A 26,837-nucleotide genomic window follows, 5' to 3' on the forward strand; every position below is an offset into this window, starting at 1 on the left:
GTTTACAGTTTCGGATAGCGCTGGCCACGAACTGCGGGTGGCACGCCGAGGGCTACCACAGCGAGCAGGGCTAGTTTTAACATATCGGTGTGTGTTGACACGGAGTATGCCAGGTGGTGCACCACTCAACCTCCGGTCATTCCTGTGGCGTGGCGAGAACGTGTTCCCTGACAGCGAGATTGTCTCGCGGACACATCAGGGGATTCACCGATACACGATAGCGGAGTACGCCGAGCGCGTACGAAAGCTGGCCTCAGCCCTCGAACAGGCAGGTATCGAACGCGGCGACAGAGTCGGGACGTTCGCCTGGAACAATCACTGGCACCAGGAAGCCTACTACGGGGTCGCCTGCATGGGCGCACAGGTCCACATGATTAATCTCCTCCTGCCCGACGAGCACATCCAGCACATCGTAGCCGACGCCGAGGACGAAATCCTCATCGTCGACCCCGTCATGCTAGAAAAGCTCGAAGGTGCCTACGACGAGGAGGCCTTCGCGTCCGTCGAGCAGTACATCGTGATGGGCGACACCGTCCCCGAAACGTCGCTGGGGCCAGTCGTCGATTACGAATCGTTCATCGCCGACGGCGACCCCGATTACTCCTTCCCGCAACTGCCCGAGGACCAGCCGGCGGGGATGTGCTACACGTCCGGGACAACAGGCAAGCCGAAAGGCGTCGAGTACACCCAGAAGATGTACTGGACACAGGTCATGTCGCTGATGACCAGCCAGGCCGGTATCAAGACCGACGACGTAGAGCTGACGTACGTTCCGATGTTTCACGTTAGCGGCTGGTGTCGTCCGTTCACGACCATCGCTGCTGGAGCCAAGACGGTCCTCCCCGGGCCGAACCCGTCGGCCGAGGACCTGGCGATGCTCATTGACGAAGAGGACGTGACCGTCTCCGCAGCGGTCCCGACCGTGTTCATGGATCTGCTAGAGTACGCCCGTGACACTGACGTGGATTTCTCCTCGGTTCGGTACTTCACCAGCGGCGGGTCCGCGACGCCGCGGTCGCTGATGGAGGATTACAAGCAGGAGTTCGACGTGGACCTCATCTCCGGCTACGGCATGACCGAGACGTCACCGGTCACCCACGCCTACGAGCCAAAGCCCGGTATGACCGACCTGCCAGAGGAGGAACTGTTCGACCTGCGGAGCCACTCCGCGGGGCTCCCGATTGCCGGGCTGGAGTTCAAAGTCGTCAACACCGACGGCGAGGAAGTGCCCTGGGACGGCGAGTCGCTGGGCGAACTCTGGATGCGTGGCCCGTGGGTCACACAGGAGTACTACAACGCCCCCGACGCGACCGAACAGGCCGTCACCGACGACGGTTGGTTCAAAACCGGTGACATTGTCCGGGTGAGTCCGGAGGGGTACGTCGACGTGGTCGACCGGATGGATGACCTCGTGAAGAGCGGCGGCGAGTGGATCGCCAGCGTCGAGGTCGAAAACGCGGTCATGGGTCACGACGAGGTCGTTGAAGCCGCAGTTGTCCCTGTCCCCCACGAGCGGTGGGACGAACGCCCCGCCGCGTTCGTCGTCACACGCGACGCTGTGTCCGATGAAGCCGCGCTCCGGCAGGAAATCAAAGACCTCGTCGCCGAGTCCTATCCGTCGTGGTGGGTCCCCGATGCCATCCGTCTGGTCGATGAGATTCCCAAGGGCGCGACCGGCAAGTTCTCCAAGCAGACACTCCGTGACGAGTACGTTGACGAGTCGGTCATCGAAACTGTTGCCGAGAACGCTCCAGCGACGTAACTCGGCCGAAATGTGGCAGCGCGTTCTGGCTGTCGGACACATTATCGACGGCGGCGTTCTCGGTAGCGTGCAGCCATCGTACTGCTCCAGCCACAACACCTCCAACCGCGGATAGGTATTTATGATAGTCCTGTGATGATTGTGGTATGCGAGCAGCTGTCATTGAGGAGCACGGCGAACCGCTCACGATTCAGGACGTGCCCTATCCGGAGCCCCAGCCAGACCAGGTCGTCATCGAGACCGAAGCCTGCGGGGTCTGCCGGAGCGACTGGCACGCCTGGCAGGGGGACTGGGAGTGGTTCGGCATCCAGACCGGTCCCGGGCAGATTCTGGGACACGAGCCGGCTGGGGTCGTCGCCGACGTGGGTGCGGACGTCGAACAGTTCTCCGAGGGAGACCGCGTTACGGTCCCGTTTCACCTCGGTGACGGGTCGTGTCAGTACTGCCAGCGCGGGCACGCCAACATCTGCGAGACGTCGATGCCGCTCGGCTTCCTTGACGCCGCACCGGGGGCGTTCGCCGAGGCGTTTCCCGTTCGTGAAGCCGACTTCAACTGCGTCACACTGCCGGACGCTGTCGACTTCACCGAGATGGCTGGGCTCGGCTGTCGGTTCATGACGGCGTACCACGCGCTGACTGACCGGGCGGATCTCAGGCCGGGCGACGCCGTCGCGATTCACGGCTGTGGCGGCGTTGGACTTTCGGCAGTTCATATCGCCGATGCACTGGGAGCCGAACCGATTGCGGTCGACGTGCAGGACAGCAAACTCGACCGGGCGCTGGACCTCGGCGCGGCGACGACAATCAACGCTGCCGAGGCAGACAACGTTCCCGGAGAGGTTCACGCAGTCACGGACGGCGGGGCCGATGTGGCTATCGACGCGCTGGGTATCGCGGAGACGTGTCGCAACGCGGTCGGCTCGCTGGGTAAACAAGGTACCCACGTGCAGGTCGGGCTCACGACTGACGTGGAGGCTGGGGAAATCTCTCTCCCGGTGGACACGATGACACTGCAGGAAATCGACTTCCATGGCTCCTATGGGATGCCGCCGATCCGCTACGACGAACTGTTCCGGCTCATCGACGCCGGGACGCTTGACCCCGCCAAGATCGTCGGGGAGACGCTCGCACTCGAAGACGTGCCGGCTACTCTCTCGTCGATGGGTGAGTACGAGACGGTCGGCATCCCCGTTATCGACGAGTTCTGAGACACGGCGGCACTACGCTGTGGTCGCCGATACCTACGAACGGTTCGCTGTCAGCCACTCAACGGCGAAGTCCACCATCGGCCGTTGTTCGAGGAGCTTCGACTCGCCGACGCCGACAGTCCCCGTCTCGACGGCGCTGGGATGGGCACGCTCGAATGCCTCACCGCAGGCCTGAAAATCCGTATCGGTAAGCTCGATGTCCGTCCAGTGGCACCACTCGCGCTCGCCCTCTACAAGTACGGCGCTGGCGTGCTCTGTCGTGTCGGTGTCGATATCGGCGCGGTACTCAGCGAGGTGCAGCGAGGTGTTTGTCGCATGTGAGGTTCCAAGAAACAGGACTCTCCCAGCACGGTCGTAGACCTCGGACAGCGGTGATGCCTCCCCGAGCGAGTAATCGTAGGTGTGACCGCCCGTGATGGCCTCGGCGTCGGTACCCCACGCGGCGAAGGAATGCTGTGGGTGGTCGCTCCGGTGGACAGCTGGATACGTGCGAAAACACTCGGCGATTGCACCCATCCCTTGCGTCGGCGTCACTGCTGGGCGGTACGGGGGGAACTGCTCGCGAATTGTATCGGCCCACGAGTCTGGGACCGGTGGGTTCTCCATATTGTCGGGGTCCCTGTTGCCGGGTGAATGCGTTGGCATCACTACCGTCCCACTCTCCGTGACGACACGCTGCAGGGCGTCTACCACCGCTGGTGCGCCACCACAGACCCATCCCAGTTCGGACAGCGACCCGTGGACCAGTACTGTTTCCCCGCGTTCGAGACCCAGCGTCCGGAGGTCCTGTGCTATCGAATCCACGGTGACCGGTTCCGCTGAACGGTCGCTTGGGCGCGGCGTGTCCATGAGCGACGATAGCCGAAAGCGGGCATAAGTTTCGTGTTCCCGGAGACACCGAGCCGCTGTTCTGGGTTACTGCTATGCCCCCGAGTCGACTGGCTTAGAGCAGCTGGTAATCGCGCTCTTCGTGCTGGACGGAGATCCACTTGGTCTCGGTCAGTTCGTCCATGATCCATTCACCGTTGTACCGGCCGAGGCCGGAGTTTTTCATCCCGCCGAACGGGGCGTTGGGTTCGTCCTGAATCGGATGGTCGTTGACGTGGACCATCCCGGCGTCGATCTGGTCGGCGATGGACCGCCCGTGTTCGACATCGTCGCTGTACACGCCTGCGGCGAGGCCGTACTCGGTGTCGTTTGCGAGTTCGACGGCTTCCTCGTCGGACTCGAAGGGGATGACCGGAGCGACGGGGCCGAAGTGCTCGTTGCACGCCGCGGACATATCGTTGGTACACCCCGAGAGGACGGTTGGTTCGAGGAACAGGTCCTCGACCTCGCCGCCCGTTTCCAGCGTCGCACCGGCATCGACAGTCTGCTCGATGAACGAGGTGAGCTGGTCGACCTGGCTCTCGTTGATGATCGGACCGAACTCCACGTCCTCGTCGGTTGGGTTCCCGATAGTCAGCGACTCCGCGTGTTCGACGAGCTTCTCGACGTACTCATCGTAGACATCCTCGTGGACGAGGTGGCGGTTAATCGAGATACACACCTGTCCCTGATGCCCGAACGCGCCGACAGAGCCGGCCTTGGCGGCCGCCTCGATATCGGCGTCCTCAGTGACGACAAACGGTCCGTTCCCACCGAGTTCAAGCGCCGGGAGGGCGAGCGCGTCTCCGGCCTGACTGGCCACGGACCTGCCGACTGCCGTCGACCCGGTGAACGACATCACGCGGGCGGTCGGGTGGCCGGCCATCCGGTCGCCGATGTCGGAGCCGTGGCCCGTGACGACGTTGACGACGCCGTCCGGAACGCCGGCTTCCTCGGCGATGTCGGCCAGCAGGAGTCCGCCGGTAATCGGCGTGTCCGTTGCGGGCTTGATAACGACAGTGTTCCCCAGCGCTAGCGCGGGGCCGAGCGCTCGTGTCGTGAGGTGCAGTGGGAAGTTCCACGGCGAGATAATCCCGACGACGCCAGCGGGCTCGCGGACGATGTGATGGTCCTTGTCCTCGTGATACATCGAATCGCGTACCTCTTCCTCCGGCGGGACCATCTCCAGCGCACTCTGGAAGTCCGCCATGGCGAAGTTGGCCTCAGCAGTTGCTTTGGCCTGAACACTGCCCGACTCCGTCGCGAGCAGTTCGATGATCTCGTCGAGTCGTTCCTGCATCACCCCAATCATCGCCTGGACGTACTCGTTGCGCTCCTCGCGCGACAGCGCCGCCCAGTCGGATTGGGCCGCATCGGCTGCCTGATAGGCATCGTTGACATCGCCCTCCGTTCCGGCGGGTACCGCCGCGATTTCATCGCCTGTCGCGGGGTTAGTCACCGGAATCGTCTCAGATGCGCCAGCGTCTCGCCACTCACCGTCGATGTACAGTCGGTCCCACGCCATCTGGCTATCTGGTTGTGACATTCCATAGTGTCGACAGCGCCACGGACTTTTAGCACTTTGGCACCAGGCAAACGCTTAATTGAACCCCGGCCACAGATCCTATATGATCGATTACCTCGGTCTCGAAGGCGACCTCGGCGAGGAAGAGCGGATGGTCCGTGACACAGCCCGGGAGTTCGTCGAGAACGAAGTCAAGCCGGATGTCGGGCAACACTGGATCGACGGCACGTTCCCGACGGACCTCATCACCGAGATGGGCGACCTCGGATTCTACGCCCCGAACCTCGATGGGTATGGCCTGCCGGGCCTCAGCGAGACGGCGTACGGCCTCCTGTTGCAGGAGCTGGAGGCCGGCGACAGCGGCCTGCGCTCGATGGCCAGCGTGCAGGGGGCACTCGTCATGTACCCGATTCACGCCTACGGTAGCGACGCCCAGAAGGAGGAATGGCTGCCGGCACTCGGCAGCGGCGAGCAGGTGGGCTGTTTCGGGTTGACCGAGCCCGAACACGGGTCCAACCCATCAGCGATGGAGACAACGGCCGAACGGGACGCCGACGGCTACGTCCTGAACGGCTCGAAAACGTGGATCACGAACGCGCCTATCAGCGACCTCGCAGTGGTCTGGGCAAAGGTCACCTCCGCTGACGGCGACCCCGTTCGGGGCTTCCTCGTCGAAACGGAGCGTGACGGTGTGACGACGAACAAGATAGACGAAAAGCTCTCACTGCGGGCCTCGATTACCGGTGAGATCAGCCTGCAGAACGCCCGTGTCCCCGAGGAAAACGTCCTGCCGGGTGTCGAGGGGATGAAGGGACCGCTGTCCTGTCTCACGCAGGCCCGCTACGGGATCGCCTGGGGGACAGTGGGGGCCGCGATGGACTGTTTCGAAACCGCCCACGAGTACGCCACCGACCGCGAGCAGTTCGGGAAGCCGATCGCCGGCTACCAGCTCCAGCAAGAGAAGCTCGCTGAGATGGCGACCCAGATATCGTTAGGCCAGTTGCTCGCCCACCGACTCGCCGACCTGAAGGAACGCGGCGACCTCCGCCCGGAACAGGTGTCGATGGCAAAACGCAACAACGCGCGGATGGCCCGCGAGCAGTCACGGGTGGCCCGCGAGATGCTCGGCGGTAACGGCATCACGGCTGATTACTCCCCGATGCGGCACCTGACGAATCTCGAAACCGTCTACACCTACGAAGGGTCTCACGACATCCACTCGCTCATTATCGGCCACGACCTGACTGGCATCCCGGCCTTCGAGTAAGGCGGCTGTCCGATACATTCCGGTATGTGGAACGACCGCGCCGGCGCGAACCAGCACTTCTCAATCGTACGTGAGGTCGATCTTCAGTTCACTGGCTTTCCGTTCCAGCAGGTCGGGATACGTCGATTCGACATCCTCCCGGCTCACCCGGCCGCTCGGGCCGAAGACGCTCAGCGCGCCGATGAGGTCGTCCTTGTGGTTGTACACCGGGACACCTGCCGCACGCAGGCCATCCATGTGTTCGGACATATTGGTCGCATAGCCCTGCTCGCGGACCTGTTCGAGTTCCTCGAACAGCGCGTCCCGGTCAGTGATCGTGTTCGCCGTCAGCCCGTCGAGGGGCGTGGTTTCGACGAACTCCTCGATGCGTTCGTCAGCCCATTCCGCAAGAATGGCTTTCCCTGAGGCGAGCGCGTGCAGTGGCCGGCGTTTGCCAATCATCGTGTCGCTCTGGAGTGGATTCCGGCCGCCGGCCCGGTGCAGATACACGCCCTCGAACCCCTCCTCGACCAGAAACAGGGCTCGCTCGTCAGTCTCTATCGCCAGTTCGATGACCTTCTGCTTGGCGACGAGATAGCCTGGCCGCCGTATCCGCGGCGGTTCGCTGAGTTGTAGAAACCGGAGTGACAGCCGGTACTCCCCGTCTTCAGCGACGAGATAGTCCATGTCGTGCAGCGTCTTGAGATGCCGATACACCGTGCTCTTTGCCAGGCCCGTCTCTGCCCGGATGTCCGCGATTGTCGCGCCGCCCGCATCCCGAATCAGCGCCAGAATCTCAAACGACGTCCGGGTCGTCGACACCTCGGACGTTCCGTTCTTGTTTTCGAGCATACGGAGTTGTGACTGCTCAGTGTCATCAACGTTTCGCATAATCGACCATGATGGTTCGACAGCCCGAACGCAACCAGTAGCGATCCGCCGTTCGATTTCGCAGCCGAACCTAACTTCTATTACCTGGCCGGATTCAAGTCATACCATGCCACAGCTCAGCGCGGACGCCATCGAACAGCTTCGGGCCCAGTTCGAGCGACAGCTCGATGTCGGACTGCACCACGGTGCACAGCTGGCGGTGTACGTCGACGGCGACCTAGTCGTCGATTTCGCCGGCGGCTCCACAGGTCCCGACGGTGACGAAACGACGCCCGAGACGCGTCACCTCCTGTTTTCCTGTACGAAGCCGTTCGCCGGCGTCGGCCTGCACCAACTCGTTGAGCAGGGCGAACTCGACTACGACGACCGGGTAGTCGAGCACTGGCCGGAGTTTGCCGACGACGGCACACAGAAAGCATCGATCACTGTCCGGCAGGTGCTCAGCCACACCGCCGGTATCCCTTTCGGCGAGTTTGACGACCAGCCCGAGCGATGGGGCGACTGGGATGCCGTCGTCACGGCGATGGAAGATATCGAGCCCGTGTTCGAGCCTGGAACGACTCCGGCGTATCACGCCATCAACTACGGCTGGCTGGTCGGCGAACTCATCCGACGCTGTAGCGGCCAGCCGGTCGAAGCATACGTCGCCGAAAACGTGTTCGAGCCGCTTGGGATGGACGATACCGGTATCGGCCTGCGCGACGACGAACCCGACGACGTGGCGACACTCGCCGGCTACGAGACGTCCGAGCGGTGTACCGACGTCGAAGAAGGGCTTGAAGACCCTGCCGCCGAGTACGCCGCGGCGTACAATCAGGAAGCGACCCATCGGGCGGTGATTCCAGCAGCCAACGGCATCGGCACCGCCCGGGACATGGCCCGGTTCTACGCCTGTCTCGCAAACGGCGGGTCGCTGGACGGGACGCAACTGCTGACCGAAGCGACTGTTGACGAGGCAACCACGACCCACGCTGAAACGGAATCCGACGGCACGCTGTCGCGTCCGGCCCGCTACGGACTCGGCGTCTGGACCGGCGGGCTGGCCGCCGATATGTTCGGGGCCGCCAGCAAAGAACGGATGTTCGGCCACGCCGGCCTCGGGAGTTCGTTCGGGTGGGGCGACCCTGAACTGAACGTCGGGTTCGCGCTCGTCACGAACGGTATCCGCGAGGAGTCCTTCGAACACGCCGCTCGTGTCGGCCAGCTTTCTGACGCCGTCCGGCTGTTGTTGCAGGACTGACCGCGCCGATCTAGGGGCTGCCGCCGTAGGTATTTCCGACTGTTCGGGCCGACGTTCGTATCTCCGGCCACAATAGGGCTGGGCGACCCTGGTTTTTGTATGGCCCGCCGCTAATCCTCTGATATGAACTTCCCCGACCGAGGCGACGTGGATGCCCTCATTGACCCACAGCCGCTGCCGAACTTCGCTCGCGTCCAGTACGAGCCGGAGACGGCCGCCGTCGATGACCCGTCTGCTGCGGTGCGGGCCGAACTCGACCGCCTCGATCTCGACGGGCTGGAACCGGGCGCGACCGTTGCCGTTGCCGTCGGCAGCCGTGGCATTCACTGTATCGACGATATCGCCGAGGCTGTCGTCAAAGCTGTTCGCGACAAGGGTTTCGAGCCGGTCGTCGTCCCGGCGATGGGGAGCCACGGCGGGGCAACGCCCGAGGGCCAGCGTGAAGTGCTGGAAAGCCTGGGTATCACGGAATCGCGCCTCGATGCCCCCATCGACGCTCGGATGGACACTGCACAGGTCGACACCGTCACCGTCGGTGACACCGAGTTTCCGGTCCACGTTTCGACGGCGGCACGGGAGGCGGATGCCGTCGTCGTCGTGAACCGAGTGAAACCTCACACCAACTACAGTGGCCGCATTGAGAGCGGTCTGACGAAGATGACCGTCGTCGGGCTGGGCAAGCAACACGGCGCGAAGGCGTTCCACTCGACAGCCATCAAGCAGGGGTACGTGGAGACGCTGGAAGCCGCACTCCCGGTTGTCGAGTCGGCACTGCCGCTGGTCGGCGGCGTGGCGCTGGTCGAGAACTTCCACGAGGAGACGGCCCACGTCGAGGCGATTCCAGCGGGCTCGTTCACCGACCGTGAGCCAGCGCTGCTGGAACAGGCCTACGACGAGATGGCGACGCTCCCAGTCGACGATATCGACCTGCTCGTCGTCGACGAGCTCGGCAAGGACGTCTCCGGCGCGGGGATGGACACGAACGTCATCGGCCGCTACCGCGTCCTCAACGCGCCAGACCCCGACGAACCGTCTATCAAGTTGCTGTACGCCCGCGGACTCACCGAGGCGACGAAGGGCAACGGCAACGGTATCGGCCTGGCCGACATCACCCGCCGGGCCGCCGTCGACCAGCTGGACCTGCAGAAGACGTACGCGAACGCGCTCACCAGCGGCTCGACGGCGAAGGCGAAGCTCCCACTCGTTGCGCCGGACGACGAGTTCGCCATCCGGGCGGCGCTGTCCGCGCTCGGGGGCTACGATCCTGACACCGTCCGTATCGTCTGGATACAGACCACACAGGACCTCTCGACGCTCCACGTCTCCGAGCCGCTTGTCGGGGACCTGCCGAATGCCGCTACAGTTACCGACCGCGAGTCGCTCGCGTTCACCGACGGCACCGCGTCGTTTCTCGGGAACTGACTACCGGGTAGCGACGGTCCCCGTCATGCATCTGGAACAATTTCTAACAACTGTACATTCGTTTCCCTAGCCACAAAACCTCAGATAGATGAGACTATCGGAATAGGATTCAGTCTGAACTGGCAGCACTGGATGCAAGCAGAGGCACGAGTATTACTTCCACTTTGAGGGAACCAATCCTATTGAGTGGATATATACATCTATATCGCGCCTACTATTCTCAGAAAGAAATGATTCGAGTATTTTAACGCGAATATGGAATTGAAAGTAAGAAATAGTATAGCTTGCCCCTATCTAACTACAAGAGCCGATGAAAACGCAAGATCTGGAGACATACACGACTCAATTATCCTCAGACTCAGGTGTGTCCGGAAACTACCGGATACGTTCCACCAGGTCTGCCCTCTGAGTTACGCGAACAGTCGCCGAACCTGTCATACCGACTGCTCGACTGTCGTGTCTGGTAGTTGCTCGGCGACGACCTCGATAGGGTGTGGCGGAATCTCGTCGACGCCGTCGCGGTCTCCCAACTGCGAGCGGCAGGAGCCGCCCGGAGCAACGACGCGGTCACCATCGCTCTCATCGACTTCGTCGAACAGCAGCCGCCCGATAGTTTTCGAGAGGTCGTAGTGCTCGTCATGGTAGCCGAAGCTCCCGGCCATGCCACAGCACGTCGAGTCCAGCGGGTCGACCTCGTAGCCGACGCGGCGCATGACGCCGACGGCGTGGTGGTCCTTGTTGGTCCCCTTCTGGTTACAGTGGCCGTGGTAGCTGACCGCGCCGGCAGCCCCCAGTGAGCGGTCCTCGACCGGCAGCGCGTCGTCGAGTCGGAACGTATCGAGGTATTCCAGCACGCCGTAGGCGCTGTCGGCCACTTGCGATACTGCCGACCCGTCGAGTAAGTCCAGATACTCGTCTTGGAACATCACGGCGTCGGAGGGTTCGACAAACACGACGTCCCAGCCGTCCGCGACGCGGTCCGACAGCCGATTTGCGTTCGTCTCGGCACGCTCGCGAGCGAGGTCCAGCATCCCGGTGGAGTACGCCGCCCGCCCGGACGGTGCAGTGTCGTCAGGGATGGTGACGTGGACGCCCGCGGCCTCCAGCGTTTCGACGGCGGCTTTGCCGGCGGCCGGGTACGAGTAATTCGTGTACGTGTCGGGGAACAGCAGGACTTTGCGGTCGGCCTCGGTCCGTGAGAGAGTCGAGCCGCCGCGGGCGTCGAACCAGTCCCGGAGCGTCTCCCGGCTGAAGGTGGGGAGTTCGCGCTCCGGCGCGATGCCGAACACTTTCTGCATGACCACCCGTGCGCCCGGGATGTCTGTCGCCCAGTTCGAGACCGGGGCCAGCGCCGACCCGATTTTCGAGGCGGTGTCGATGTTGGCGAACAGGCGCTCCCGGAGGCTGGTCCCCTCCGCCTGGTGGTGTTGGTGTTTCAGTTCGGTCTTGAGTTTCGCCATGTCGACCCCGGTCGGGCAGTCGCTCTTGCAGCCCTTGCAGCCGACACAGAGGTCGAGCACTTCCTCCTGAAACCGGTCGGAATGGATCTCGTCCTCGTCTAAGTCGCCGCTGATAGCTGACCGGAGGAGGTTCGCGCGGCCCCGCGTCGTCTGGACCTCCTCCTCCGAGGCGCGGTATGTCGGACACATCACGTCTCCGTCGGTCTGGCGGCATGTCCCACAGCCGTTACACAGCTCGACGAGCTCCGAGAAGCCGCCTTCGTCCTCGAAGTCCAGCGTCGCCTGTGGCTCCAGAGATTGGTAGTCGGGCCCGTACCGGAGGTTCTCCCGCATGTCCGCACCGACCCCCCGGTCGGCATCAGGGCCGATATCCGCCGGCCCGTCGCGGTAGACGACGTTGCCCGGGTGCATCCACCACTGCGGGTCGAAGGCCGTCTTGACCTGTTTGAACGCGTCCCAGAGCGTCTCGCCGTACATCTTGGGCGTGAACTCTGTTCGGGCCATCCCATCGCCGTGCTCGCCGGAGAACGACCCCTTGTGTTCCAGCACGAGGTCGGTCACGTCGTCGGTGATAGAGTGCATGGCCTCGATGCCGGATTCCTCTTTCAGATTGAGAATCGGGCGGATGTGGAGCGTCCCGGAGCCGGCGTGGGCGAAGTATGCGGCGGAGGTGTCGTGGTCGGTCAGCACTTCCTCGAACTTCTCGACGTACTCCGCCAGTTCGGCCGGCGGGACCGTCGCGTCCTCAATGAATGGGTATGGCTTGGGGTCACCGTCCATCGACATCAGGAGCGGAATCGCCGCCTTCCGGAGCTTCCAGAGGTCGGCCTGATCCGCGTCGGTGTAAGCCTCGACCACGTCGAAAGCCGTTCCGTTATCGAGGAATCGCTCGTTCGTCCGCGCGATGGCCGCCTCGAAGTCATCGTGCAACTCCGAGTCGTATTCGAGCATCAGCGCGGCCGCCGCGCGGTCGGGAATCGGCTCGACGTACTCGGCGTAGCCGTCGGAGCCGGCCGCGAGCCTGAACACCTCGTCGTCCATCAGTTCGACTGCGCTGACGTCGTAGTCGAGCGCAACCGGGACGGCCTTCATCGCGTCCGCGAGCGTGTCGAAACAGTACAGCGCCAGCGCGGTCTCCTCGGGGACCGTCACCAGCGAGAGCTCGGCCTCGACGATGACCCCGAGGGTCCCCTCGCTCCCGACGAACAGCTTCGCGAGGTTCAACACCCGCTCGCCGTCGTCGTTCTCGTAGATGACGCGGTCGAGGTTGTAGCCCGACACCCGGCGTTTGAGGTCCGGGTAACGCTCCTCGATCTCCTCGGCGTTCTCCTCGACGACTTGCCGGACCGTCCGGTAGATGTCGGCTTCCCGGTCGTCCTTGCTCACGATGTCGTCCCACTCCGGCGAGTCGATGACGACCTCGCGGGCGTGGATGAGTGAGCCATCAGAGAGGACGGCCTTCACCGCATCGGTGTAGGCGTCAGTGATGCCGTACCTGACGGAGTGTGCGCCAGTAGAATTGTTCCCGATGCCGCCGCCGACAGACGCGCGGTTCGACGACGCGGGGTCCGGAGCGAACTTCAGGCCGTACCCGGCCAGCGTGTCGTCTAAGTCGTCCTGCACCACGCCGGGCTGGATACGCACCGTCTGCTCGTCCGGCCGAATATCGAGGATGTCGTCCATGTGCCGGGACATATCCAGAACGACACAGCCCGGGCCGACAGTCTGCCCAGCGAGTGACGACCCGGTGCCGCGGGGTAGTATCGGAACGCCGTGGCTCGTCGCCACCTCGACGGCTGCCCGAACGTCGTCGATATCGGTCGGATACACGACTCCTGCCGGTTCGGCGCGGTAGATGCTTCCGTCCGTCGCGTACAGAATCCGAGCGTATTCGTCGAACTCAACCCCACCTGCGACCCGCGAACGGAGCACGTCCGCCAGGTCCCGATACGCGTCGACATCCGGTCGATCCAGGTCCAGTTCCTGTGCTGACCAGGTGTCCTCGACATTTTCGATCGCCATACGGGCATTCAGGAGTAATAATCATTAAAGTCTATGGCATGCGGTCACAATTCGCTCTTGACGCCCGCCAGCTATTTGCCCGAGGGCACTGGAAGCGATGTATGGCCAGTGCAAGCATACTCCACATATGCCTGAACGTCGCCGACGCCACAGAATCGATCGCGTTCTACGAGCAGTTCGGTTTCGAGGAGTCCTGGCAGTTCACCACGCCGGACGGCGAGACGACGAACTACTACGTGGCCGACGACAGCGGCGTCGAGCTGCAACTATCGGAAACCAACGGGGAGACGAGCTTCGAGATGGGGTCCGGCTGGGACCACCTCGCACTCGGCGTGGACGACGTCGACGCGACGGTCGAGCGAATCGACCACCACGGTGTCGTCAAAGAGCCAGGTCCACAGCCGGAAGCCGGTGCGTACACGGCCTTCGTCGCTGACCCCGACGGCCATCACGTCGAACTCATCGAACCCCTCGAAGACTGAACCGCGCCCACGGCGTTTCGAGTGACGAAACGGTGCGCGCCCGTCAGTTCCCGACAGCCGTGGCGCGTTCGACGATGTCAGCCCCGTACATCTCCTCCAGTTCCTCGTGCTGGTCCGGCCGGTGCTCGTACACGTCCTGGAACAGCGTAATGGGCGTCTGAGCGGCCTGATAGGTCGCTTCGTCCCACATCCGGTCTTTGCTGATGTCGACCTCGACGCCATCAATGACCAGCGTGGCGGCCTGGGTCATCGCAATGGCACCCTTGCCGGCCTCCTTCGCGGCTTCGAACTCCTCCATCGAGTCGACGATATCGTTCATGCTCGGGATGTAGGCGGTGCGGTCGAGCAGTTCCTCAGTGAGTTCGTCCTCGTCCAGTTCCAGTCGCTCACCGCCCGCCTGCAGGACGTAGCCGCCGTCGCCGTCCGCCTCCAGCGAGAGGTCGTCGCCGTCGTACACCTGCTTGCCGTCCCGTGCTTCGAGTTCGACTTCCTGACCGCCGGCTTCGAGCAGCCAGCTCCCAGTCTTCGGCGGCAGTGGGGCCGTGTTCGCCTCGACGACTTGGCCCGGCGTCAATGACCAGATGCCGGTCATCCCCTTCGCACGGTTGTCCTGCATCCGCTCGCGGTACCCCTCGACATCCCGGATGTCGTCGTACGGGCCGTCGACGGCGATGAGGCCCGCGGCGCTGGCACCCCGGGAGGTGTTGTGGCGCAGTTCCGGCCACGGCGGAAGCTCGCCAGTGGGCGTCATCGCGCGCATGTCCTTCGTGTAGTCGACTTCGCCGTCGACGAGCAGGAACATGCGTTCGAGGTTGTTCGAGGGCTTGCCCATCTCGTCCCGCAGGTCGCCCATCGCCAGTTCGGCCTCGCCGCTCTCGACGATGACCGACATAGAGAGGCTCCCTTCTTCGAGCCCGTGTTCGTTCTCGATGATTGTGAAGAACTCATCGGCTTTCTTCCAGTCGTCGATGTCACCAACCTCCGGAATCACGAAGCCGTCGATGTGCTCGACCGCGCCGTTCTCGGGGTCCGTGATCTCCAGCATCTGCTGGAAGCCCTGATAGCGGGTCGCTGGGGACTCGCGGTGCCAGACGACGCGCGGGTGGATCTCGCCGGGGAACTCAGCGCCCTGGTTGGCGACGACGTCGATGATGTTCTCGACACCCTCGTCGCGCATATTCGGTGCCGTCGCGTCTTCGTTGTCCGGGACCCAGACGTCCGGGGCCTGCAGGCCACGGAGCTGGCCGGCGCTCCGCAGCATCTTCGCAGAGTCATCCTCACCGTCCACTGCTGTCGGCGATGTAAAGAACGTTCTGACGAACTCGCGGTCGTAGTGTCGCGTCACACTCATAACTCACCTCAAAGAACCCGACGGAACCGCTTAAATCTACCGTCCACTATCGACCGAAACATCGACGAGAGCGGTCGTTCCACCGTCTTTCATTGGATTCGAAAATACGAAATATATCTGCTATCTTTTCTTTCACTACTCGCTCGCCCGGACGACACAACGGTCGACGGCGCACACTGGTCTGTCGGTATCTTGTGGCCGTTCGGTCGCCACATCACGGAGTCACCGGCGACTTCGACCGGTGGCTTCGCGCCAGTGAATCCGATTTTCCGTTTCGTCTTTTCGAATACCCGTGCCGGTCGAAGAATTCAATGACGTCCCTCTCGCCGTACGTTCAGTCCCGGAAGCTACCGCAGAGCGGTTGTCACAGCCGATACGGCAATTTTATTCGAGCGGCGCCAGAACTGGTGACTAATGACACGGGCAAAAACGGACTCGGTCCGGGCGACGCAGACTTCGCTGGCGGTACTCTCGGGTATCAAAGACCTCGGCGGGAGTGCGACGCTGGTCGAACTCGCTGACTCGCTGGAGCCGGCCAAGAGCACGATATACAAACACCTGGTGACGCTGGAAGACGAGGGACTAGTCGTCGAACGGGACGGCGAGTACCGCATCGGGCTCCGGTGGCTGGAGTTCGGGGGCATGGCACAGCGCTATGATGGCATCTACGAAGTCGCAAAGCCCGAGGTCAGACGGATGGCCGTCGAGACCGGCGAACTGGCGAACCTGATGATCGAGGAGCAGGGCTACGGTATCTACATCCACACGACCAGCGGCGACCAGGCAGTCGCGCTCGATACGCGCCTCGGGAAACGCATCCACCTCCACAAGACCGCCATCGGCAAAGCGCTCCTGTCGAGTTTCGACGACGACCGGGTCACGGAAATCATCGAGACCCGTGGGCTGCCGGCCGAGACGGACAACACCATTACAGACCGCGAGACGCTGTTTGCGGAACTGGAAACGATCCGAGAACGCGGCGTCGCCGACGACACCGAGGAGCGGGTCGACGGGACCGGCTGTGTCGGGGTTCCTATCGATACCGGCGACCGTCGCGAGGCCGCCATCAGCATCACCGCGCCCATCAACCGGTTGCAATCGCCGGGCCGCAAGGCACAGCTCATCGACACGGTACAGCAGGCTGCCAACGTCATCGAGGTCAATCTGGCCCACGAGTAACCACGCTGTCTGTGGTCTCGCCAGATCAACCAAGTTCCATCGCCGACAGCTGGCTGATACCCGGTGGAATCTAATACTAGTACAGTTGTTATTCGACAGCCGAGTACCCGTGCCGTGGTGGACAGGTCGGACTGCATCAGAGAAGAACACTCCGCTCCATATATCTCCATGTAACCATAGAATCTGACTACTGTAGCCCTGTATAGTATCTTATAGCCTATTTTGCAGAGAGGATTTTAATAGACAAGCACAGATAGCTAAAAATGGCTATTTATAGGCATAATATAGGTGCAAAAGAAGAGATAAACTGCAAATTGGCCACAAAGATTCGAATGAAGATTTTGAACGCCGAAATGAGATGTATCTCTGCCAGAGATACGTCTATCCAGACGCATCGGTGTCAGTTGTCGCTATCCGGAGTTCCAAACATAGCTGGTGGACGACCACCGGCTGGTGTTGTGACTGGACTGTTCTTGCGAAGAGCGAACGATTATCGATACCACAGAGCCACGACGAGGATACCAAAGTACGTTATGAGCCCCCAGCACGCCGCGGCGACGACGACTGGACCCAGAAAGACTGCGAATCCGCCAGCAACACCCAGAAGCGTGACAGCCGAAGCCGTCCGCACGCCGCGGCGCTCCCACAGTGACGCCACAGGTGTGTCGAGGATGAACAGCGCTTCGACACCCAGTGCGCCGATTACCCCGACGGCGACGGCGGATTCGGCCCAGAGCGTGTCGAGTGCACCGGCCCGGCGAAGATACGCGACAAGCACCAGTCCACAGAGCAGGGCAAACCCGGCATCGCGTCGGTAGCTGGGCACAGGGACGGTACACGCCGTAGCCAGAAAGCGGTGCTGCCGGCGGCGGGACGCTCGCGGCTACCCCAAGTACAAAGACACTGTCAATCGCAGTGAACCTATGCACCATCCTGGACCGCCGCGGTTCGTGGCGACGGGTGACGAGGTCGAACTCGCGCCCCGCGACCCGGACCCGTCGGCGACCTACACGTGGCGACTGACGCAGGCACCGAAGGAATCAACGGTATCGCTCGGCGACGACCCGGTCGAGCACCTCGTCCCCGACGCGCCGGGCAGATACGTCATCCGACTCACTGCACCCGACGGCGAACACGACCTCACTGTGCGTGCGTTTCCGGGGAGTCTCCAGCCGAGTGATACACACACGTCCGGCCGCTCAGGCGGGCGAAGCGGTGGCGTTTCCGGCGGGCAAAGCGGCCCCGGTCGCAGCGGCAGTGGCGAGTACACACAGACAGGGGACGGCAGCGACGGAGGGGGTGGCGGCGGGCAGCCGCGACTGACATTGCGGCCGGAGATTGAGGGCGACGAAGCCGTGGTTCGGGCGGACTGCAGTCCCCACCCGGAGGGGACCGAGACGGCCGGCGACCTCGCCGTCGAGTTCCTGTTGGACGACCGCGACGACATCGACGCCGACGCAGTGACTCGGGACGGGACTGCTCTCCGGATTCCGCTGGACGCGCTCCCCGACCGCGCCCGCATCCACGCCGTTGCCATCGGAGACCACGGCTACAGCGTGCCCGACGCCGTCGAGTTTAGCCGCGACGGGGGCGGCATCGAGACAGTGACGAGCGGCGACGGGGTCGCTGCCAGCCGACCGTACGACGCGCCGGCCTGGGCCGAAGACGCTGTCATCTACGAGATCTACGTCCGCACGTTCGCCGGTGAGAGCGATGACTCGCCGTTCGACGCGATCATCGACCGGCTGGACTACCTCGACTCGCTCGGCGTCGACGCCATCTGGCTCACGCCGGTGTTACAGAACGACCACGCGCCCCACGGCTACAACATCACTGATTTCTTCGAAATCGCGTCGGACCTTGGCACCTCCGCGGATTACGAGCGGTTCATTCAGGCGGCCCACGACCGCGGGTTCAAGGTCCTGTTCGACCTCGTGTGTAACCACTCGGCGCGGACCCACCCCTACTTCGAGTCCGCCGTGGAGGGACCGGACGCCGACTACCGGGAGTGGTACGAGTGGCGAAGTGACACCGAACCGGAGACGTACTTCGAGTGGGAACACATCGCGAACTTCAATTTCGACCACCTGCCGGTCCGCCGACACCTGCTCGATGCAGTCGCCCAGTGGGCCGAACTGGTCGACGGGTTCCGCTGTGATATGGCCTGGGCCGTCCCGAACAGCTTCTGGCGTGAGATCCACGATTACTGCAAGGACCACGACAGTGAGTTCCTGCTTCTGGACGAGACCATTCCGTATATCCCCGACTTTCAGGCCGGGCTGTTCGATATGCACTTTGACTCGACGACCTACGCCGCGCTCCGGCAGGTCGGGGACGGCGGCGACGCCGAGGCGGTCCTCAGTGCCATCGAGGGGCGAGCGGAAATCGGCTTCCCCGAGCACGCGTCGTTCATGCTGTACGCGGAGAACCACGACGAAACGCGCTACATCGTCGATTACGGGCGGGACGCCGCCGAGGCCGCCGCGGGGGCGCTGTTCACGCTCCCGGGCGCACCGTTGCTGTACGCCGGCCAGGAGTTCGGCCAGCGGGGCCGGCGCGACGACCTCGCGTGGGACCACGCCGACGAGACGCTCCAGTCGTTCGTCAGCGACCTTTCGGCGACCAGACACGACCAGCCGGCGCTGTCGGCGGATGCGGACCTCGTCAGAATCCCGTACGAGGTCCGGAACGGCCCGTCTGACCGTGTCATCGCGTACGCTCGGGCGACTGACGAGGACGCGGCCGTCGTGGTACTCAACTTCGGCAGCGAGCCGACGACGGTCGGGCTCCCAGCCGGGACCGACGATACCGACCTCGTCTCCGGGGAGCACCGTGGGGTTGCTGGTGATGGAGGCGCGACTGTGACCGTCGATAGCGTGAGCGTGTTTCCGGCTGACGAGAGTGACCTGAGCCAGTAATCCGCGCTGGTGGGTCCGTTCAGCAGCAACAGCCTCGCCTTTCGGGGATACGCAGTCATACCCGTCGAAGTATCACTAATTTGTCCGAACCACAGGAGTTTATAGAGATTGGTCTGCTTTGATGTGTATGCGGCTTTCGACAGCGCTCAACGAATACAAACGAACTCGTCATGAGCGCTTTCCAGAGGAGCGCAGGACTGTTTCAGGCTCTTTCTCCGGGCACAGTGACCGACTCGTACACGTCGGCGAAGACGGCACGCTGAAGGACTATTCCGATTCGCTCTCCGGGCTCTCCGGTATCGACCGGTCTCGGCTCGGGGTTATGCTTGGGGACGAAACACGGTGGTTCAGTGACCTGGAGACAATCAGACAGCACTACTACCGCGAGACGCGGCTCGTCGAGACCGAATACGACGCGGGGTCGTTCACGGTCCACCAGTACGACCTGACGCTGGGACGGGCACACGTCACGCACGTCGCGATGCGCGGGGCGGTTCCACAGAACGCCAAACTCGTTGCGTTCGTCACGCTGGCCCCCGATAGCAGCGACAGCGGCGTCGGCTCGCTGATTCACGAGGACGCCGGACCCGACAACTCGCGGGTGCTTGAAGTGTACCACCGGCGAGAGCACGACTACCTCGCCTCGTCGACCGGGCTGGACGCCGTCGCCGGGCAGCGACCGGAGCGCCTCGCCGAGATACTTGCGGACAGCCCGATTGAGTTCCCGCGGTCGGAGCCGGTCGAGCGACGCGACCAGACCCGCCTCACCGGCGACTTCCTCGTGACCGCGCCACTCGACCGGTCCGGACGCAGCAAGGACACGACGCTCGTCAGTCAGCTCTCGAACCACGACGAGGTTGACCGGGAGACGGCACTGCTCGACCTCGCCGACTGTGTGACGGAGCATACGACGTCTGACGACCTCCGGCAGGCTGGACGGGAACGAACGCGCATCGACGTGACTGAAGCCATGCCACGCTCGGACTCGATACGGATGGACCTGCGGGTGCTCGACCTGCTGTCCTCGCCGACCGGCGGCCGCATCGCTGCCCCAGAGTTCGACCCGTTCTACTCGAACTCCGGCGGCTACGGCTACGTCTGGTTCCGCGATGACGCCTCGGTCTCTCGGCATCTGCTCGAAGCCGGCGACCGACTCGATATCGATACCGTCGAGATGTTGACAGAGAGCGCGGCGTTCCTCTGTGACAGCCAGCTTTCCGACGGGCGGTGGCCCCACCGCGTCTGGGCTGACACCGGGGCTATCGCGCCGGGCTGGGCCAACGCCAGAGTCGAGCACAACGCCGAGTCGCCGGAGTATCAGGCTGACCAGACCGCGACCGTCACCGCCTTCCTCGCGACACTGTTGCGAACACACCGCAGCAAGATGGACGCCGAACTGACGGCGATGGTTCGGGAGACAATCCAGACAGCCGTCGACACGCTCACCGAAGACATCGCGGCCAACGACCTGCCCGAGCCGTGTCAGAACGTCTGGGAGGACTCAATCGGACAGTTCACGCACACTACTGCGACGTTCATCGAGGCCTTCGCTGCGGTGGGCCGTGCCCCGATGCCCGAATCGGTCTGTGAGCAGAGTCTGGCGGCAGCCGACCGATTGCTAGACGGACTGGATACGCTCTGGGACAGTGATCTGGGGGTGTACGTGATGGGGCTGACAAACGGAACGCCGGACCACCGCATCGACGCTGCGGGACTCCACCTCGCGGATGCGCTACAGGAGTACGACAGCGTCGAGCGGACGGCGCTCTCTGACCAGCATCTCACGCGTCTGGCCGACCACGTGAGCACGACGCTTGACACGCTCTTCCGGAACCCCACTGACAGCCGGGTCGCGGGACTGGCCCGCTACGAGGGCGACCGCTGGCGGACCGGCCATCAGGACAGCGAGAAGGTCTGGACCGTCACGACGGCGATGGGGGCACTCGCCGCCGCCCGCGTGGGCGATATGCTGAACGACCGCGACAAGCGCGGCGACGCCTACCTCGACCGTGCGAGCGACCTGTACGAGCTGCTCGAGGAGGACGGACCGCTCACGACCGACGCCGGCTACCTCGCCGAGCAGGCCTTCGACGACGGCGCTCTCGACAGCGCGACGCCGCTTGGCTGGTCCCACGCGTTGCGGCTCCACGCGACGGCCCGGCTGGGTGAGCTAAACGCGCTCCCGACGACATCGGCCGGGACCGAGGGGCCGAGCGAGCGTCCGACGTGGACGACCGGAGAGAAGTACGGCATTGGCACCGTCGCCGACCACGACGAGCAGGACCCCTCGCGCGTCTGGTTCACGCTCACCGAGGGCGCGCTGACGGAGGCCCGCTATCCGCAGGTCGACATGATGAATCTGCGGACGCTGGATTTCCTGGTCCGGTGTACGGACGAGACGGATTATGCCGTCCGGACCCACCGCGAGAACCGCCGGACCGACGACAGTGTCAGGCGACGTGTCGAACCGGTCGACGACGAGGCGCTGCTCTACCGCCACGTTTTCACCGAGACCGGCGACGGCCAGGGCCACGAGTGGACGCTCACCGTCGACTACGCGACTGACCCCGAACACGACGCCATCGTCGCCGACGTGTCGTTCAGCTCAGCCGACGACAAATCCTACGACGTGTTCTCGGTCGCGGACATCGCGCTCACCAGCACGATCACCGAGGACCGCGCCATCAGATACGGTCAGCCCGGGAGCTACCACCTTGTCGGTCGGAACCCCCTCGCGTACACTGACCAGACCGATAACGACCTGCTCGTCGACGAGAACGGCGACGCCTACTCTATCGCCGTGGCGATGGCCGCGGCTGGGCGCTTCGACTGGGCCACCGTCGGCGCGGCCGGCAGCGACCGCCTCGATGGGCTGTACTCCGACGGCGACCTCCCGGACCCGGTTGAATCCATCGACGGGACGAACCTCGTCCTCATCGGTCGGCTGGATTCGGGAACCAGAGTCAGGGACACGGTCGCGCTCGGCTTCGCGCGACAGGCCGACACCGCCGCCGCACTGGGCGAAGCCGACGGCGCGCTCGACCGCGGTTACGAGACGGTCAGCGCCGAGTACGCCGACAGCTGGGCCGACTTCCTGTCGGACAAGCAACTTCCGGACTCGGTTGCTGACGACGAGGAGCTGGCGAACCAGTACCGAACAGCGCTGATGACGCTCCTCGCCGTCGAGGACAAGACCTACCACGGGGCGTCTATCGCCTCGCCGTCCGTGCCGTGGGGCGAAGCCGTCCACGCCGAAGAGCCCAAAGGCTACGGCTACAACTTCGTCTGGTCACGGGACCTGTATCAGGTGTTCAGCGTGTTCGACGCCATCGGGTCGCTGGACATCGCAACGGACCAACTGGAGTATATCTACGAGTACCAGCAGGATGACGCCGGCTTCATCCCGCAGAACACCTACGTCAACGGGACGACCCGCTGGGGCGGCGAGCAGATGGACAACATCTCGTTCCCGCAGGTGATGGCCTATCGCCTCGCCGAAGGCGGCGTCGACTTCGAGGATGTCGAGTACAGCTACGAGAACGTCCGGCGGTCGGCCGAGTACGTCGTCCGCCACGGCCCCGAGACCGCACAGGAGCGCTGGGAGGAGGAGGCCGGCTTCTCGCCGTCCTCGATTGCGGCCGAAATCGCTGGGCTCGCGTGTGCGGCGAAGCTCGCCCTCGACACCGGTCACGAGGCCGACGCACTCGTCTGGCTGTCGCTGGCTGACCAGTGGGCGAACAACGTCGAGGCCTGGACCGCGACCGAGACCGGGACCGAACGCCACACCAACACGCCCTACTACACGCGGATCACGCTCGATGGCAACCCCGAGATGGGGCACCTCCGGACACTCGCCAACGACGGCCCGACGCTGGACGAACGCAACATCATCGACGGCGGCTTCCTCGAACTCGTCCGGCTGGGCATCAAGCCCGACGACGACGAAACTATCCGGAACTCGCTCGTCGAAGTCGACGACACGATCAGCGTCGACACGGAGTACGCACCCGGGTTCTACCGGTACAACGGCGACGGCTACGGCGAACGCGGCCGGGACGACCAGGGCGCGCCGTGGACGGTCGAACACAAGGGGAAGGGCCGCCTCTGGCCATTGCTCACCGGCGAGCGCGCCGAGTACGAACTCCACCGTGACGACCCGGACATCCCACCGGAGAACGCCCTCCAGATGATGCAGGACGTGGCGAACTCGGGGCGGATGATCGCCGAGCAGATCTGGGACCGGGGTCACGCGACTGAGTACGACTGGGAATTCGCCGAAGGGACCGGCTCGGCGACGCCGCTGGCGTGGTCGATGGCCCAGTACGTGCGGCTGGCTCACGGCATCAGCGCCGGCGAGCCCGTCGAAACGCCCGCGTTTGTCGACGACCGCTACCGGGAGCGGCGGGCGCACAGGCCCGACCGCAGCCCCGCGCTCCGCGTCGATACGCAGTTCCGCGGGAACGAACTGGTCGTCTCCGGCGAGACGACCGGAGTCTGTGTCGTTGTCAAGACGCCTGCCGACATCACGTACATCCCCGTCGAGAACCGCGAATTCGAAGTCGCCGTCGACGTTGACCCTGGTGAGAATCAGGTAATCGTTGCCGCCGCGGACGACGAGGATCTGGTCACCGCTGGGACAACTGTCTGGCAGCTCAACCTCTAGAGCTGCCGACAATTAGTTACCACTTTATAATTCGGCTTTGACTGTGGGATATGGACGCGATAGTTTTAGCTGGCGGCTACGCGACACGGTTGTGGCCGATCACGCGACGTCGGCCGAAGATGCTACTCCCGGTCGGTGAAACGACCGTTATCGACGGCGTTCTCCAGTCACTGGAAGACGACGAGCGGATCGGGACGACGTACCTCAGCACGAACGAGGCCTTCGCCGACGAGTTCGAGGCCCACATCGACGAGATGGGCTACGAAAAGGTCCAACTCTCTGTCGAGAGCACGGCGGACGAAGACGAGAAGTTCGGCGTCGTCGGCGCGCTCGCGCAACTGATCAACCGCGAAGGTATCGACGACGACCTGTTCATCATCGGCGGCGACAACCTGATCGGCTTCGATCCCTCGGAGTTCCTCGACTTCTTCGAGGCGCGCGACGGGCCGGCACTGGCCGCCTACGACGTGGGCTCGCGGGAGAAAGCCAAGTCCTACGGGCTCGTTGAACTCGACGGCGAGCGCGTCGTCGACTTCCAGGAGAAGCCCGACAACCCCAAGAGCACGCTCGTCTCGATTGCCTGCTATGCCTTCCCGGCCGACTCGCTCCGTTTCGAGGAGTACCTCTCGGGCGACAACAACCCCGACGAACCAGGCTGGTACATCGACTGGCTGCAACAGCAGGAACCGGTGTCTGCATTCACGTTCGACGATGTCTGGTTCGACATCGGGACGCCGGAGTCGTACTTCGAGACCGTCGAGTGGAAACTCGACGGCGGGTCGCTCATCCACCCCGACGCGACCGTCGAGAACTCTGATATCGGTAAGACTGTCCACGTGATGGCCGGGGCGGAAGTGACCGACAGCAGCCTCGACCGGGCTATCATCTTCCCGGACGCCGAGGTCCACGACTGCGATCTCGACGAGACGATTCTCGGCGAGGACGTCCACGTTGAGGGGTACGACATGTCGGGGTCGCTCATCATCAACCGCTGATGGCTCGCGGCGATGGGGCCACCGTTCGAGTGCAGGACGCGACACGATTCGCCGCCAGCCACCACACCGCTGGCGAAGGACTAAGTGACACAGCGTCGTTGACTCGCCGTACGAGAGCTACCTGACAACATGGCACAAACAGAAACAGAGCCAGTCACGTTCGAGATGACAATCGACGACGGCCGGACCAGAATCGATGTTTCGGGCGACCGCGACACGGCCGTCGTGGTCCGCTCGAAATCGGGCGAGAAGATATATCTGCCGCCGGAGGATTTCGACCGCCCGCCGGAGGACAGGCAGACACCCTACGACAGTCCCTACCAGTCGGCTGACGGGACCGCCGACAGCCCGTATCGGACCCAAACCGATACGACATCTGTAACGGGGCTGGAACCGACCGCCGACGGGTATCTGATCGTCCACCCGGAACCGGTCACGGACGTTCGCTTTCTCCGGTGAACGCACGGCCGCAGGTCAGGCTTCGTCCAGAACCTCGTGGTAGAACTCGACGTGTTCGTCGGCCACTTCCTCCCAGGTCCGAACGTCGTACTCAATCGGCGTCGACAGCGATAGCGCGTGTTCAATTCCCTCAGCGATGGAGTCCGAATCGGGCTCGACCTCGATGACACAGTCCTCGTTGAGGAGTTCGGCGGCCCCGCTCTCGCAGGCGACGACGCGCGTCCCGACCGACAGCGCTTCGACGATGGTGATGCCGAACGGTTCCGCAAGCGACGGTGAGACGAACAGGTCGGCGCTGTTGTAGTAGTCTCCGAGTTCCGACTGGGGGAGATACCCCGGGAAGTAAACCCGGTCCTCGACGCCCAGCAGCTCCGCGAACCGTTCGAGCTGTTCGGTGAGATGGCCCGAGCCGCCAAGCACCAGGCTGACATCGTCCCGACCGAGCTTCGAGAGCGCGTACAGCAGGTACGACAGCCCCTTCTGGTCGGTGTGTCGGCCGACGAAAAACAGCATCTTCCCGTCGATACCGAGCTCCGCTTTGATATCCCGACCCGTCGGCTCCACCGACGAGAACCCGTTGTAGATGACCGTCGAGTCGGCGTCGTACTGCTCGCGAATCCGCCGCTGTGTGAACTTGCTCACCGCGACGACGTGGTCCGAGCGGTTGGCGACCCGCTGCTCTGTTTCGACTTCTCGCTGTGGTGGCGTTACGTTGCGGTCCGCCGATAGCGAGTGGAAGGTCGAAATCCACTCCACGTCGTGAGACGATTTGGCCCGTGAACCGGGGTTGTAGCCGAACCAGTCGTTCGTGTGGATGATGTCGGCGTCGGCCGCCTTGTCGGCGAACTCCCCGGCCAGCCGGCCGATGCGGGTAATGATGTCACCGCTCCCCGTCGAGACGCCATGAATGCCGTCGCGGTCCGGCGGCGCGTACTCGGCAGGTAACACCAGCTCAAACTCGACATCGTCTCTCGGTTCGAGCTGTTCGAACAGCTCCCCGATAGCGGTATCAAGCCCGCCGGTGATGTTGGGTGGGAACCCCCAGCCAAGCATCAGAACGTTCGGTGGCATCTCTGTAACTTACTCTCTCGTCATAGCATCAAATGGATACAATATATATGTTTGCGTACCCCCGCCGCAACGTCCT

The 26,837-nt window shown here is 63.5% G+C and carries 18 protein-coding genes; 11 read left to right on the forward strand and 7 right to left on the reverse strand.

All coding sequences use genetic code 11. The annotated features are described in order from the left end of the window. Nucleotides 1-106 precede the first annotated feature (106 nt). Nucleotides 107-1,762 (forward strand): long-chain-fatty-acid--CoA ligase, encoded by a 1,656-nt coding sequence (locus AV059_RS10810; protein WP_058994416.1) that lies wholly within the window; start codon nucleotides 107-109, stop codon nucleotides 1,760-1,762. Nucleotides 1,763-1,908: 146 nt separating this feature from the next. Beyond that, nucleotides 1,909-2,970 carry a zinc-dependent alcohol dehydrogenase family protein gene (locus AV059_RS10815; RefSeq protein ID WP_058994417.1) on the forward strand — a complete coding sequence of 354 codons (1,062 nt, stop codon included), beginning with the start codon at nucleotides 1,909-1,911 and terminating at the stop codon, nucleotides 2,968-2,970. A 33-nt stretch (nucleotides 2,971-3,003) separates the two neighbouring features. On the opposite strand, the gene AV059_RS10820 is transcribed toward AV059_RS10815, so the two are convergent. Both AV059_RS10820 and AV059_RS10825 read right to left on the reverse strand, forming a co-directional pair. Further along, on the reverse strand, nucleotides 3,004-3,819 hold the full coding sequence (locus AV059_RS10820; RefSeq protein ID WP_058994418.1) for an aminoglycoside N(3)-acetyltransferase: 816 nt from the start codon (nucleotides 3,817-3,819) through the stop codon (nucleotides 3,004-3,006). Between the two features lie 94 nt (nucleotides 3,820-3,913). Beyond that, nucleotides 3,914-5,383, reverse strand: a complete 1,470-nt coding sequence (locus AV059_RS10825) for an aldehyde dehydrogenase family protein (RefSeq protein WP_058994419.1) — start codon at nucleotides 5,381-5,383, stop codon at nucleotides 3,914-3,916. A gap of 82 nt (nucleotides 5,384-5,465) precedes the next feature. On the opposite strand from AV059_RS10825, the gene AV059_RS10830 reads away from it, so the two are divergent. Next, nucleotides 5,466-6,629, forward strand: coding sequence for an acyl-CoA dehydrogenase family protein (locus AV059_RS10830; RefSeq protein ID WP_058994420.1), 1,164 nt, complete (start codon nucleotides 5,466-5,468; stop codon nucleotides 6,627-6,629). Between the two features lie 60 nt (nucleotides 6,630-6,689). On the opposite strand, the gene AV059_RS10835 is transcribed toward AV059_RS10830, so the two are convergent. Continuing rightward, complete coding sequence (locus AV059_RS10835) at nucleotides 6,690-7,460, reverse strand: IclR family transcriptional regulator (RefSeq protein WP_058997567.1); 771 nt, start codon at nucleotides 7,458-7,460, stop codon at nucleotides 6,690-6,692. A gap of 145 nt (nucleotides 7,461-7,605) precedes the next feature. On the opposite strand from AV059_RS10835, the gene AV059_RS10840 reads away from it, so the two are divergent. Next, a complete protein-coding gene (locus AV059_RS10840) occupies nucleotides 7,606-8,739 on the forward strand; it encodes a serine hydrolase (RefSeq protein WP_058994421.1) in 1,134 nt (377 codons plus the stop codon). 123 nt (nucleotides 8,740-8,862) lie between these two features. Next, the gene (locus AV059_RS10845) at nucleotides 8,863-10,161 is read left to right on the forward strand and encodes a DUF362 domain-containing protein (RefSeq protein WP_058994422.1); all 1,299 of its coding nucleotides are present in this window, start codon (nucleotides 8,863-8,865) and stop codon (nucleotides 10,159-10,161) included. A 434-nt stretch (nucleotides 10,162-10,595) separates the two neighbouring features. Here AV059_RS10845 and AV059_RS10850 read toward each other — a convergent pair whose 3' ends face one another. Then, nucleotides 10,596-13,643 (reverse strand): FAD-binding and (Fe-S)-binding domain-containing protein, encoded by a 3,048-nt coding sequence (locus tag AV059_RS10850; protein WP_058994423.1) that lies wholly within the window; start codon nucleotides 13,641-13,643, stop codon nucleotides 10,596-10,598. A gap of 101 nt (nucleotides 13,644-13,744) precedes the next feature. Between AV059_RS10850 and AV059_RS10855 the strand changes: the two genes are divergently transcribed. Beyond that, the gene (locus AV059_RS10855; protein ID WP_058994424.1) at nucleotides 13,745-14,125 is read left to right on the forward strand and encodes a VOC family protein; all 381 of its coding nucleotides are present in this window, start codon (nucleotides 13,745-13,747) and stop codon (nucleotides 14,123-14,125) included. A gap of 43 nt (nucleotides 14,126-14,168) precedes the next feature. Here AV059_RS10855 and aceB read toward each other — a convergent pair whose 3' ends face one another. After that, nucleotides 14,169-15,476 (reverse strand): malate synthase AceB, encoded by a 1,308-nt coding sequence (gene aceB, locus AV059_RS10860; RefSeq protein ID WP_058994425.1) that lies wholly within the window; start codon nucleotides 15,474-15,476, stop codon nucleotides 14,169-14,171. Between the two features lie 414 nt (nucleotides 15,477-15,890). Between aceB and AV059_RS10865 the strand changes: the two genes are divergently transcribed. Beyond that, nucleotides 15,891-16,655 (forward strand): IclR family transcriptional regulator, encoded by a 765-nt coding sequence (locus AV059_RS10865; protein WP_058994426.1) that lies wholly within the window; start codon nucleotides 15,891-15,893, stop codon nucleotides 16,653-16,655. Nucleotides 16,656-17,145: 490 nt separating this feature from the next. On the opposite strand, the gene AV059_RS10870 is transcribed toward AV059_RS10865, so the two are convergent. Next, complete coding sequence (locus AV059_RS10870) at nucleotides 17,146-17,481, reverse strand: hypothetical protein (protein ID WP_058994427.1); 336 nt, start codon at nucleotides 17,479-17,481, stop codon at nucleotides 17,146-17,148. Nucleotides 17,482-17,578: 97 nt separating this feature from the next. Here AV059_RS10870 and malA point away from each other — a divergent pair, with 97 nt between their 5' ends. From malA to AV059_RS10890, 4 genes are all read left to right on the forward strand, one after another. Next, nucleotides 17,579-19,573 (forward strand): alpha-amylase MalA, encoded by a 1,995-nt coding sequence (gene malA / locus AV059_RS10875; RefSeq protein ID WP_058994428.1) that lies wholly within the window; start codon nucleotides 17,579-17,581, stop codon nucleotides 19,571-19,573. 127 nt (nucleotides 19,574-19,700) lie between these two features. Beyond that, nucleotides 19,701-24,236 (forward strand): glycoside hydrolase family 15 protein, encoded by a 4,536-nt coding sequence (locus tag AV059_RS10880; protein ID WP_058994429.1) that lies wholly within the window; start codon nucleotides 19,701-19,703, stop codon nucleotides 24,234-24,236. A 50-nt stretch (nucleotides 24,237-24,286) separates the two neighbouring features. Then, entirely contained in the window at nucleotides 24,287-25,231 is a 945-nt protein-coding gene (locus AV059_RS10885; protein WP_058994430.1) for a sugar phosphate nucleotidyltransferase, read from the forward strand. A 129-nt stretch (nucleotides 25,232-25,360) separates the two neighbouring features. Beyond that, nucleotides 25,361-25,690 (forward strand): hypothetical protein, encoded by a 330-nt coding sequence (locus AV059_RS10890; RefSeq protein WP_005537614.1) that lies wholly within the window; start codon nucleotides 25,361-25,363, stop codon nucleotides 25,688-25,690. Between the two features lie 15 nt (nucleotides 25,691-25,705). Here AV059_RS10890 and AV059_RS10895 read toward each other — a convergent pair whose 3' ends face one another. Further along, complete coding sequence (locus AV059_RS10895; protein WP_058994431.1) at nucleotides 25,706-26,761, reverse strand: glycosyltransferase family 4 protein; 1,056 nt, start codon at nucleotides 26,759-26,761, stop codon at nucleotides 25,706-25,708. Between the last annotated feature and the right edge of the window lie 76 nt (nucleotides 26,762-26,837).

It is taken from the genome of Haloarcula sp. CBA1127 (assembly GCF_001485575.1).
In the GTDB taxonomy this organism is placed as follows: Archaea; Halobacteriota; Halobacteria; order Halobacteriales; family Haloarculaceae; genus Haloarcula.